Raw genomic sequence first — 12,457 nt, 5'->3', positions numbered from 1 at the left:
AAGATCTTCATGAAATTTGGAAAGGTAGAAAACCCAGAAGAAATTGACTTTTCACTGCCGGACGATGACCCGGATACGGCAGAATTGCTAAGCGAGAAAGGATCATCCCAAAAACCAACAGTCTTTGTGGGATGTGCGAAATGGAACAGCAAGGATCTGAAGAATTTTTATCCCGATGGAGTGGGCGATGAGCTGGAGTACTATGGATCACAATTTAATGCTGTGGAACTGAATGCCACCTTCTACAATACATTCGGGCAGGATCAGATTGAGAAATGGCATGACAGGGTACCCGAAGGATTCAAGTTTTTTCCCAAGGTTAACCGGTATATCAGTCATCTAAAGTGGCTAAAAGGGATTGAGGAAGCAACGGACGATTATATCGACAGTGTTGTGCATTTTAAGAAGAAGCTGGGGACAATCTTTTTACAGCTGCGCGAAAACTTCAAACCAAAATATATGGATCGCGTGGCTAATTTTGTAGAACACTGGCCCGAGGGCGTGCCCTTGGCGATTGAATTTCGCCATACTGACTGGTATAACGACAAAGCAGCGGCCAACGAGTTATACGATCTGCTGGAGGAAAATAATGTTGCCAACGTAATTACCGACACCGCCGGGCGCCGCGATCTGCTGCATATGCGGCTGACCAATAATGAGGCTTTTGTTCGTTATGTGGGCGCGAATCATCCCACTGATTACAGCCGGCTTGATGACTGGGTACAGCGGCTAAAAAAGTGGAACGAGCAAGGACTGGATAACATCCATTTTTTCGTGCATCAAAATGTTGAGAAAAAGTCGCCCGAGCTTTCCGCTTATTTCATCAAAAAATTAAATGTGACGCTTGATACCGATCTGGCTCCGCCCAAACTGCCTGGCGAACAGGAGGAGCTGTTTTAACGGTATTGATTTACCACTAAGGTTGGCTCAGCCCCCCCCCCTCCCCCAAGGTCCAGCTTTGGGAAGGCATAGAAGATTCGGGAGCAGAGCTCCCTCCCAACTAAAAAACTTATTTTGTCATCACGATGCTTTAGTCGGCGGAGAGATCTTTGTTTAATAAAAGGTAAAACATAGATTTCTCTCTTTATATAAAACTAACAATTGCGCAAGTTTCAGGTGGTATTTCTCGCGGTGATACTTATTATAGGTTTATCTCGAATTATTTCGATAATGTGAATTAGAGTTATGACTACCCAAAGTAATACCATTTCCCTTCCGGTACCTAAGATATTTTCCTTTTCAGAATGCCTTCATTTTTTAGACAGAGGCTATGATGATTGTCTCTACTCGATAGAAGATGAGGTTGTAAAAAAACCGCTGCGTATCAACGGTGAAAAGGTATTGTTGGAAATATCGGGAGGTAGGGATGACCTGAAAATTAAACTAAACCTTGGTAACTACAACCAAGAGCTTGTTAAGAAAGCTGAAAGGTACGTTACAGATTGGTTTGACCTGGAGCGAAACCTTCAGCCGTTTTATAATTTACTTAGCCGACATAACCAGCTCTCATGGATGTCGAAACGTTTCTATGGTCTGCGCCTGATGGGCATTCCGGATCTGTTTGAAGCTTTGTGCTGGTGTGTGGTGGGCCAGCAGATAAATCTGACATTTGCCCATAAATTGAAGCGCCGTTTGGTAGAGCGCTATGGTACTTTCATCAGTTATGAAGGCCGGCGCCACTACCTATTTCCCAAGCCCGAAGTGCTTGCCCAATGTACTGTTGATGAGCTCAGGGAAATGCAATTTTCACGGCGTAAATCAGAATATATTATTGGAATTGCTCACCAGTTTGCTGAAGGAAAGTTGGAAAAAGAATCGCTGGCAAGCCTTTCTAACCGTCAACAAAAGCTGGATCGGCTGACCGATATCAGAGGTGTGGGCGAATGGACGGCTAATTATGTATTGATGAAATCGCTTCAAGACAGCTGTTGCATTACATATGGCGACACAGGTTTGCAAAGTGCCGTGTCAACATTATTAGATCTGGATCAAAAGCCCAGCCGGAAAGAAGTTGTAGAACTATTTGCCCCCTTTGCCGGCTGGGAAACATATCTGAACATTTATCTATGGAGGACATTGAGTTAAGTGACCAGCATCAATTGGTGTTGAGTTTTGAAAATCCTCCATCTATAGTAAGCTCTGTCCCGGCTTTCCACTGAAGATACTCTTTCCGCATGCAATTTCCGCAGGGACGATACCCGTTCCGCTGTGCTTCCTCCTCGCTACAGAAAAAAACCCGATGTTCAGTCTTCATTCGTTTTCCCGATACACAACCAAGCCGCCCATATATTTTTTTCGGCTGGTATCCTGCCCACACAATTTTCCTATTCCTAATTAATCTTCTAACGAGCTTTTTCTGTTGGGATAAAGTTGGAGCTAAGTCAGATTGTCTAATCACTGTTTATAGTGTCTGTTTTGCATCTGCATTCAAATGGATATTCACTATATCAACTGCTATTTGATATCTGCATTTGCCGATTCCCATCCAATAATTGCTTGCTTGCGGGTATTGCCCAGCGGTATTCTCCTATTCTGCCTACTTTTCGGATTACCCGGTGACAGGGGATCAGGTATGCTACAGGATTGTTGGCCAGAGCGCTGCCTACGGCACGGGATGCGTTGGGGTTGTCGATGGCTTGGGCGACTTCGGAGTAGGTTGCCAGCTGACCCATCGGAATTTTCAGCAGGGCCTCCCAGACTTTCAGCTGAAACTCGGTTCCGCGAATATGGAGCTTAATCTCATCCAGGTCTTTCCAGTTATTGGTTAACAGCTTCTCCAGATCGTCGATATGTTCATCCTTTCCTTCAGTTATAGTGGCATTGGGCCAGCATTCATTGAGCTCTTGCAGGGCTTGCTGTTTGTCCCCAACAAAACTCAGGTTACAGATACCTTTACCGGTTGAAGCCACAAGGATAGATCCAAACAGGCTTTCACTAAAATGGTAGCGTATGTCAAGCGCTTCTCCACGATTTTTGAATTCACCGGGTGTCATTCCTTCGATCTTTATAAAAAGATCGTGCAGGCGGCTGCTGCTCGAAAGTCCGGTTTGAAAAGTGGTTTCTTCAATGCTTTCGTCTTTCTCCAGCAGCTCTTTTGCATGATTCAGGCTTAGATACTGCAGGAACTCTTTGGGGGTCACTCCTGCCCACGCTTTAAACATTCGGTGAAAATGATAGGGGCTCAGATGTACGGCTTCGGCTATATCATCCAAGTTAGGTTGCTCGGTGGCATGCTCGTTAATATATCTGATGGCTTTGGCCACGCGGTTGTAATCAATCATAGCTTCATTTAATTAGCTAATGTTTATGCATAATATACGGGGATTACAGGGCTCAAAAACCCGTTTCTTGCGGAAATTATAACAGTATTTGCTTGAAGTAGAACACAAAGATTTCTCACTTCTCCCGAAAATGTTCGGGATCGTTCGAAATGACACAAAAGTTATTGGTCAGTAATTCATTATGTTTCGCACCGGAGGTACGAAACGAGCAGGAATTGGTGTATCAAAGTAGGATAGATTTTAAAAATAAAAGCGGGAAGAGAACCGAAGAATACTGAATAAGGAATGATAAATACCGAAGTATTCTGACTTCATAATTCTGCGGTTCCATGTTCGGTATACGTTTATTCAAAAGCGCGTCAGGTGACTGCTGTGATCCCTTCCCCTGACGTTAATAAGCAATGAAGCAGGAGCTTTGCAATCAGGGGTGAGTGAACTTGCAGAGCAATAGATTTGGGAGCAGAGCTCCCTCTCAACTAGAAAACTTACCTGTCATCCCGACCGACCGCAAGGGAGAGATCTTTGTTTTTGTCTTAGATATAAAACAAATATTTTTCACTCCCTTCGAAATGGTGGTGTAATAGATAAGATAGTTCGTCAAACGACAAAACCAGTCGCCCGACGAACTATCACTAAGCTCACTAACATTATTTAGCTTTGTGCCCTAAGTGTTCTTAGTGGTGAAAACTATCTCACAAGTGCTGGCCAAAGAAGATTGCATTCAAAAAAAGACGGCTGGTTGTATGCCAGTAGCTGCGGAAGTTGGGATCATCGGCAAACAGAACAACTGTACCACTTCCAGCACTCTGCACTGAAATAGCCGCCGTATTTCGCACCTTGTCCAGATTTTCATCATTGATATATCCGCCGACAAATGGTTCGTCAGTATATTTTGCGACAGTAGCATAGGGATTCTGGCTCTGTTTCAAAAACAGACTGCTATTTTTAATAAATAGCTGACGCCGATCCGGTACGCCAAAAGCAATGGGGTTCGAAATATCGATATCGGCTTCTAGAATTGTGCCGGGAATCGTACTGGCTCTCCAGCGATCACTTCGTTCTTCATAGTCGTAGCGCGGAGGTATTTCTGCGGTATCCTCCTCAAAACTTTTTATTAGATCTTCGGTGACTATATCCTGACGAATAGTCCATTCCGAGGCATCTTCATTCGTAATCAATGTGCCGCCGGAGCGAACCCAGCGATTAAGTTTATCGACTGTCTGTTCGTTCCAGTCGCTATAGTTACCATCTACAAGAATAATGGTATTGTAGCGATTCAGATCTGTCTGTGGAAATTGCGGATGTCGAATTTTGGTCGCTTCTATTCCAGTGTGCTTGTTCAGCAGAAACCACGCTTCGCCGGCTTCATAACTGCTTGTGCCACGACCTATCACAAGTGCCACCTCGGGTTTATCAACCGGCTGAACATTATTGCTGCCCAGATCGATGCCTTCAGGCGTCATACCGCTATCCACAGCGTAAAAAGTTACATCATGAGCATCAGCTGTTTCGCGTATTTTTTGATAGAGCTCGTCAGCTGTAAGATTTTGCTCACGGACCGATACGACGACCGTTCCGTATCCAAATTCTTCTTCACCGACAGCCGTATTAGCGGTAAACGGCTGGTGCGCAATCCGGCTTGTAATATTATTGTTCAGCAGATCATAAAGTGCCGGAGAGGCGTTGTAGTCCGACCACTTCAGCAAATAAGCATACTCTGACTTGCCGCCTTGTACTGCGCCATTTCGCTCCGGCAGTTCTGTTACTTGTTGTCCCTGGTAGTCCTGAAAATTACCCGATTCTATTTCTTCATACTGGATGCCATAGCCGTGGATCAGCGACCAGCCGGTGATGTCATAAAATACGCTGTCGGGAAAGGAAGTATTGGCTTCAAAAATATCGTGGATCACCCGGTAATGAACCTGTTCTGTCGGTACCAGATAACTGCTTCCGGCTTCGAACTGTTTACCGTTTTCTTCGATATTCTGATCCACTTCGTAAACATCCAAGCGATGTTTGAGCAGCAGATCCAGAAATTTATTTGTCAGGGAAGGATCATCCTCATCGCCAAAGACATATGCTCTGACCGGCTGGGAATCGGCTTGGTCGAGAGCCGACCGGAAATATTCTTTCTGATACTCGAGGAAGCGTTCCTTTTCGGCAACCGCACCGCGAACGGTCGCGATGCCTGTATGCAAATGTTTCCGGATGGTAGAGCGGAATGTGACTTCTCCGGCATCACTTTCCTGCACCAATCCCCCCGAGCTTCCGACCTCAAAAGTAACTCCCACGCCACCTTGAATATCGGGATAGGTGGAACCATAAATAGGTGATATATTGTCGAAGACTTCTTTTGTCCAGTACAATGCGCCCAGGTTATCCAGCGCATCAGTGTGATACTGTGCCAGTAGTGGGTTCATCTCAGTATAGTGGTGCTCGGGAATGACAGGATTCCAGGTACGCTCCGGCTGAGTGGGTTCCAGGTAATAGGTGCTGTTTGTACCCATCTCGTGAAAGTCAATCTGTACATTGGGGTACCACTGGTGATAAAAATCGATGCGGTTCGCGCTCTCCTTTTGTGTAATAGGAAACCAGTCGCGATTCAGGTCGTGCAGAAAGTGATTTGTACGCCCCCGCGGCCAAGCCTGGTTATGTTCGGCATCGGCCGGATCGGCAACAGGTGGAAAAGATTTATAACTATTATGCCAGTGTGCCGCCCGATCACGTCCGTCGGGATTTTGCGCCGGATCGATATGAACAACCGCTTCATCAAGAAACTGTTGTGTCTCTTCGCTTTCATTGGCAATCAGATAATAAGCGGTAAGCAGCGCTGCTTCGCCGCTGGAGGTTTCATCACCATGGACGCTGTAATTGAGTGCCACGATCGATTTCCCTTCTTCAGGATCCAAAAGCGGAGCTTCGGGGTCGAGTAGTGTAAGGTGATCCTGCCGAATCTGCTCGATATTCTCATGATTTTCGGGAGCAGAAATTGTAAGAACTACCTGTGGTCGTTTTTGGTAGGTTTCTCCGATTACCTGAAAGCTTGCTTTATCCGAAATCTCAGCCAGCTTTTTGAAATAAGCGACGATACGGTCGTGCCGTGTGTAGTGCGTGCCAATGTCGTAGTCTAAAAATTCTTTGGGAGAGGGTATTTGTTTATCAAATGCTGTTTTATCCGCATCCGGGAAATAATAATCGGTTTGGGCAACAGACAAAGTTGGAAGTGCTACAACGGCAATTAACGCCAAGATTACTGTTCTGAGTGGGAGATTAAAGATCCGTAGATACATTTTTAAGCTATATTTTATTAGGTAAAATAAGAGAGCTAACTTGGGTTTAACCCGCCGGTACAAGAATTTTGTTAACTATCCGTAATTCAGACACCTAATATCGGTGTACTGTTTGGCATCTACAAATAGTTAGAAGGAATGGTATTAATCATTTGACACAATTTTACCATACTTGTAAAAATGATCGTACGGGGCGGATAATAGGAGGAAAGTAACCAGTCAATCGATCACCAGATCCCGCATGGTTAAAAAATGCATGTCGTTTTCGACAACATATTGACAGATTCTTTCCAGGATATCGTAAGTGATGGAATATTGCAAAGTATCAATTTTGGGGCGGGGTTGATGTCCGTAAAAGATGACAATTTTATCTTTTTCTTTTGCATGCTGCAGTAGTTTAAGCAGATAGTCAATATCTTTGTTGTAGCTTTTATCAATTCCCAATCCAAAAACAAGACGAGAGCCATTTGCATAACTCCGCTGCTTGGAAGGAATTTCTCTGGCGTAGGTAGTTCCTCTGAGGATGTCGAAATGTTCCAAAAGTAAATAATCCATCCTATCGCTATAATCCGCATAAAGAAATCTTTTAACCTTTTCGAAAATATTTGGTCGGATTTTAGCACCGTAAGGATAGGCAAAAGAGCTTATATCAAATCCCTCTTGTTCCATGGCGTTGAGGGATGGTAGAATTTCGGTATCAATATATTCATTCAGGGAATTTTCAGAAGTAAACTCCAAAGCATTTGCATGGTTTTTTCCGTGTAGTGCAATTTCGTGTCCCTGCGACTGTAATTCTTTTAATTTGTTGATTTCACTTTCCTCAAAAGTGTGAAATTCAGACACAAAAAAGGTTGTTCTCCAATCGTATTCCTGGAGCTCTTTATTAACATTGTACCAATCGTCTACATAATCATCGTCAAAAGTTAACACCACGCCGCCCCTTTCGATCGATTGCCGAATTCTTTTTTTGTCGGATAAAAACGATGTGAGCAAAAGAACGAATGCGCACAGGAAGACAACCGTAAAAGTGATGCGGAACTTCTTATTCATTTTTGTCATACCACTCTTACTCCCTCTCTCTTAGTTTATTTAACAGAAAATAAAAATAAAAATAAATGCAGGTGGATGTTATAGTTTTAAGAAAGTTTAATTTTTAAGCAGTACAACAAGATTGGATTATCTGCTTTTTTTGGTTTGCGATCAAAAAAGAGCAGGTGAAATTCCTGAAACAAAAAAGTGGACTGTAAACTCTAACTTCTTAAGAAATATAGCCTTGCTGTAAGCGTTTTAGTTAGCAAGCCAGATAATCTTCCCTCCTCTTTAAGGAGTTATAAACAAGAGCCCAAACGACAAAAACTGCCTTGGCTCGGAGAATATGGATAAAGGAAATGAAGAGAAGAGATTAATACAAAAGCTCAAAGAAGGTGACGAAAAGACCCTTCGTGCTGTTTATCTGAAGTATCACGAAGAATTATACACTGTGGCTTTAAAGTATCTTCGTAATAAAGAACTTGCTGAAGATGCTGTACATGATGTATTTGTGAAGTTGTGGGATAATCGTGAAAAGCTGGATCAGGCAGGGTCTTTATCGGGGTTCCTTTTTACAGCTATTGAGAATCATGTTCTTAATATGATTGATGCCCAACGTAGAAAGATGGGAAAGAAGGAAAAGCTCTCTAAGGATAAAGAACAGGATGAAAAAGCATCTGACTTTGTAATCCGCTTTTCGGAATATCAACAAGTATACGAAGAGGCTGTAAATAAACTGCCCCAGGCCCGGAAAAAAGTTTTTGAATTACGCATGAAAGAAGGATTAACCAATAATGAGGTTGCCGAATATCTGGATATCTCTGTCAACACTGTAAAGTCGCAGTTTTATAAAGCATCTAAATTTATCAGAGAGTATGTAAGTGAACATTCTGATGAGAATACTGGAACATAGAAAGTGGATTTCACAGCATACCAGTGGAATCTATTTTGGTGATTAATACTCGCTTTCTCTAAGCTCTCCCAACCAATCCCCCTTAGCAGTTCTTAACTCCTTTTCTTTCTCCGACTGCTATTATTTCTGCCGTTATAAAAAAACTCACATTTAGCGTAATACTTTTGCTTTTCCATTTGTAGTAAATAGTAAGACAGATTCGAAATAAATCACTGGATTTTTGTATCCATCATTAATTACAAAGTATTTCAGCGGTAACTGCTCTGAAAAAGAGCTAATACAGGTTTTAAATTGGTTTCAAACCCGAAAAGGACAAGCTTTTTTGCGCGAACAAATCAGAAAGGATTGTCATCGACTAACTGAAAATAAAAAATCCTTTCGTTGTCGCGACATCGACACCAAAGGCGTTTTTAATCGAATCCTGGACAGTATTAAAGCTGACGAGCAATCAGTGGAAAACCATAATACTGCTGGAATAAATAATCGTCTCACCTTTGAGGATGAGCCACTATGGAAAATCAGCCGAAAGCTTGAACGCATCTACGACGTTAATATAGAATTTCAGTCGGAACAGCTTAAAGAGTTAAATCTAACCGCTGATTTGAAAACAAAAAATGCAGAAGCCACCGTGCAAACTATTGCCACTATGCTTGACATCAAATACAAAAAAGCAAGCAGCAGCAGTTTTAAATGGTTAAAACCGCCGGGTGCTTTTTTAACACAATAGACTTTTATGAATCTGCCGATTAATACAATCAGAAGTTAAAAGTGATCTAAATCCGTCTACAGTTCTATTATGAAATTAACAATGACCAAAAGCTTAAATCTCATAAAGTTCCTTCCTTTGATATTAGGTCTGGTATTGGGAGGATGTGCAACAGATGGCTGTATTGCCCAAAAAGAAGAATCCGAAGAAACATCTGCCAAAAAAGCTGATTCGGACCTTTCATCCTATGACGAAGTAATTACCGAGGATGCTATTACCAATGAAGGGTTGCTGGATATTCACAAAGTGGATGACAACTGGTATTTTGAGGTACCAGACTCGTTGCTGGGACGTGATCTCCTCGTTGTAAATCGGCTATCGAAGGCACCTATTGACAATCAGCCCGATGATCGTGGCACTATGAGCAGTATGATTGGGTATGCCGGGGATCGTATTAACAAAACGCTCATCAGGTTTGAAAAAGGACCAGATAAGAAGCTTTTTATCCGAGCAATTTCCTACTCTGTAATTCCGGATTCCAGCAGTTCAATGTATCAGTCGGTGCTTAACTCCAATACGCAGCCGATAATAAACTCATTGGATATAGAAGCTGTAGGTGAGGATTCGTCTGTTGTTGTAGACATGACAGACCTGTTAACGCGAGATGATCCTTTATTCTCATTTGGATCTAAAGCTAAAAATCAGATGAATCTAACACGGTTGAAAAAAGATCGCTCTTATGTAAATGAAATCAACAGCTATCCGGAAAATACCGAAATCAAAACGGTACGAACATATGAGAGAAAGCATCCCAATAAAGCAGCAATAGGTGTGCCTCAAAAAGCTCCGTCTCAGGGCACGCCACCAAGTGCGGATATTAGCACATTAGAAATTAACAGCTCAATAATTCTGTTACCCGAAGAGCCTATGCAGCCTCGCTTCCATGATGAACGAGTAGGATATTTTGCCACAGGATATAAGGATTACGATTCCAATCCACAGGGTGTAGATGAAACGTATATGATTACACGCTGGAACCTGCAGCCCAAAGAGGAGGATGTGGAAAAATACAGGCGTGGAGAGCTGGTAGAACCTGAAAAGCCGATCGTATTTTATATTGATCCCGCAACTCCCGAGAAGTGGATCCCCTATTTAAAGAAGGGGGTTAGTGACTGGCAAAAGGCATTTGAGAAAGCAGGATTTAAGAACGCTATTATGGCAAAGGAGGCTCCCGAAGAAGACTCTACCTGGAGCCTGATGGATGCCCGCTATTCAGCTATCGTGTATAAAGCTTCAAGCATATCCAATGCTTCCGGTCCTCATGTTAACGATCCGCGTAGTGGCGAGATCATAGAATCGCATATAAACTGGTATCATAATGTGATGGAGCTGGCGCGAAACTGGTACCTGGTACAAGCAGCTCCCAGCGATACGGCAGCTCGTAACGATATCTTTGATGAACAATTAATGGGCAAGCTTATACGATTTGTAGTAGCCCATGAAGTGGGCCATACACTCGGGCTTCGTCATAATATGGGGGCTTCTAACGCCACACCGGTTGAAAAGCTGCGTGACAAAGAGTGGCTGAAAGAAAATGGCCATACTTCTTCTATTATGGATTATGCCCGTTTTAATTATGTGGCCCAACCCGAAGACAGTGTTGGTCGCGAAGGATTATTTCCGCGCATTAATGATTATGATTTCTGGGCTATCGAATGGGGCTATAAACGGTTTCCCGATAAAACAAAAGAAGAACAGAAAGAACTCTTAGCGGATTTGACCACCGAGAAAGTTTCAGATCCTCGTCTCCGATTTGTTTCTGGTGAAGAAGGACGTTCGGATCCCCGTGCCCAAACAGAAGATTTAGGCGACAATGCTATGGAGGCAAGTGCTTATGGTATTGAAAATTTAAAATACCTTGTTCCTCGACTCTCTGATTGGGTGACAGATGAAGGCGATGATTATGAGACGTTAAAAGTAGTTTATCAGGAGGTAGTTAATCAATATCTGAAATATACGCTCCATGTTATCGAAAATATCGGAGGGGTATATTATACGCCAAAATTATCGGGACAGTCTGGAGAAGTATATGAAATTACTCCGAAAGAGCGTCAGAAAGAAGCAATGAGTTTTGTTGCCGAATACGCTCTTCAAAAACCGGAATGGCTCTATAATCAAGGCATACTCAACAAGGTGTGGAGCCCTGAAAATGAGCTTACTTCTAAAATATCCAGTTATATAATGGACCAACTGTATAGTTCGAAAAGGCTTTCCAGGCTGAATAATTCAGCCAACAGGTATGGAGAAGAAAATGTGTATACCCTGGCTGAATACATGGAGGATATACAGCAGGCTTTGTGGTCAGAATTAAAAAAGGGTGAAGCTATCTCCAATTACCGCAGGAACTTGCAGAATTCCTATATCAATAAGGTGGGAGAGCTGACGATGTCCTTCCAATCCTCGGCAGATGGATTGCTTGAGGAGATGATGGGTCCATCCGGCAATGTCTCAAAAACAGATATTCCTGCGATAGCAAGATATTTGCTTCGCTCGCTCAATAAAGAGATATCATCTGCTATTTCTAAAACCGACGACAGAATGACTCGCATGCACCTGGAAAATGCAAAGCACAAAATCAGCAGAATTTTAGAACAGGAAACGTAAAACCTTTAATGACTAGGAAAAAAACTATGAACAATAAATATCCATCTTCTGTAGCGCGACGACTGGTGTTGATCGTATTGGTAGGATCGTCCTTCTTTTTAACTAACTGCTCGAATTTGGCGATAAGTCTGGATCAATATTCGGGTGAAACATTATACGAGTCTGCTGTTGAATCCGACGGCGATCTTCTCTCTTTTGCTCCCGGAATACAGGCTGAAGTATATGATCACCTGCAGACTGAAGAGGAAATGCGCAAATTCGAGGCATTTCAAAAAGATCTTGTCACAAAATTGATTAAAGAAAATCCCGGTTTTGTTAATGAATTTCGAGAGAGACTACATAGCAATGATCGGGATGAAATAAATGAGGCACTAACAGCTGCCGGGGCTTTACTGGAGAAAGAGTTACAAACATTTACCGGTGAAAGTGAGATTACCCCTGAAAATGTAGTAAATGCCGTTCTGGAAAAATACGAAGGTTGATATTTAGAGATGAAGAGGGTGAGTCGGATTCATACAGTTAACCAGTAAAATTAATTATAATTTTACTGGCGATGGCCCCAAATAATTTCATG

Annotated in this window: 10 protein-coding genes; 6 read left to right on the top strand and 4 right to left on the bottom strand. The window is 42.7% G+C overall.

Features of this window, described 5'->3' with window-relative positions; all coding sequences use genetic code 11:
- Positions 1–9: 9 nt before the first annotated feature.
- On the top strand, positions 10–900 hold the full coding sequence (locus tag ACT3ID_RS08200; protein ID WP_491541528.1) for a DUF72 domain-containing protein: 891 nt from the start codon (positions 10–12) through the stop codon (positions 898–900).
- Positions 901–1,185: 285 nt separating this feature from the next.
- Positions 1,186–2,085 carry a DNA-3-methyladenine glycosylase family protein gene (locus ACT3ID_RS08195; RefSeq protein WP_491541527.1) on the top strand — a complete coding sequence of 300 codons (900 nt, stop codon included), beginning with the start codon at positions 1,186–1,188 and terminating at the stop codon, positions 2,083–2,085.
- 10 nt (positions 2,086–2,095) lie between these two features.
- Here the strand turns inward: ACT3ID_RS08195 and ACT3ID_RS08190 are convergent, their stop codons facing one another.
- From ACT3ID_RS08190 to ACT3ID_RS08175, 4 genes are all read right to left on the bottom strand, one after another.
- Complete coding sequence (locus tag ACT3ID_RS08190) at positions 2,096–2,317, bottom strand: Ada metal-binding domain-containing protein (RefSeq protein WP_491541526.1); 222 nt, start codon at positions 2,315–2,317, stop codon at positions 2,096–2,098.
- A gap of 130 nt (positions 2,318–2,447) precedes the next feature.
- On the bottom strand, positions 2,448–3,281 hold the full coding sequence (locus ACT3ID_RS08185) for a bifunctional transcriptional activator/DNA repair enzyme AdaA (RefSeq protein ID WP_491541525.1): 834 nt from the start codon (positions 3,279–3,281) through the stop codon (positions 2,448–2,450).
- Positions 3,282–3,973: 692 nt separating this feature from the next.
- The gene (locus ACT3ID_RS08180; RefSeq protein WP_491541524.1) at positions 3,974–6,571 is read right to left on the bottom strand and encodes a M14 family zinc carboxypeptidase; all 2,598 of its coding nucleotides are present in this window, start codon (positions 6,569–6,571) and stop codon (positions 3,974–3,976) included.
- A 219-nt stretch (positions 6,572–6,790) separates the two neighbouring features.
- A complete protein-coding gene (locus ACT3ID_RS08175) occupies positions 6,791–7,621 on the bottom strand; it encodes a polysaccharide deacetylase family protein (protein WP_491541523.1) in 831 nt (276 codons plus the stop codon).
- 325 nt (positions 7,622–7,946) lie between these two features.
- Between ACT3ID_RS08175 and ACT3ID_RS08170 the strand changes: the two genes are divergently transcribed.
- From ACT3ID_RS08170 to ACT3ID_RS08155, 4 genes are all read left to right on the top strand, one after another.
- Positions 7,947–8,513, top strand: a complete 567-nt coding sequence (locus ACT3ID_RS08170; RefSeq protein ID WP_491541522.1) for an RNA polymerase sigma factor — start codon at positions 7,947–7,949, stop codon at positions 8,511–8,513.
- A gap of 220 nt (positions 8,514–8,733) precedes the next feature.
- A complete protein-coding gene (locus tag ACT3ID_RS08165; RefSeq protein WP_491541521.1) occupies positions 8,734–9,240 on the top strand; it encodes a FecR domain-containing protein in 507 nt (168 codons plus the stop codon).
- Positions 9,241–9,309: 69 nt separating this feature from the next.
- Complete coding sequence (locus tag ACT3ID_RS08160) at positions 9,310–11,883, top strand: zinc-dependent metalloprotease (protein WP_491541520.1); 2,574 nt, start codon at positions 9,310–9,312, stop codon at positions 11,881–11,883.
- Positions 11,884–11,909: 26 nt separating this feature from the next.
- A complete protein-coding gene (locus ACT3ID_RS08155; protein ID WP_491541519.1) occupies positions 11,910–12,365 on the top strand; it encodes a sporulation delaying protein family toxin in 456 nt (151 codons plus the stop codon).
- Positions 12,366–12,457 lie beyond the last annotated feature (92 nt).

Source organism: Fodinibius sp. GM108, from assembly GCF_058386985.1.
Note: the sequence above shows the minus strand (reverse complement) of the source record. Positions and strands in the feature narration are given on the sequence as shown.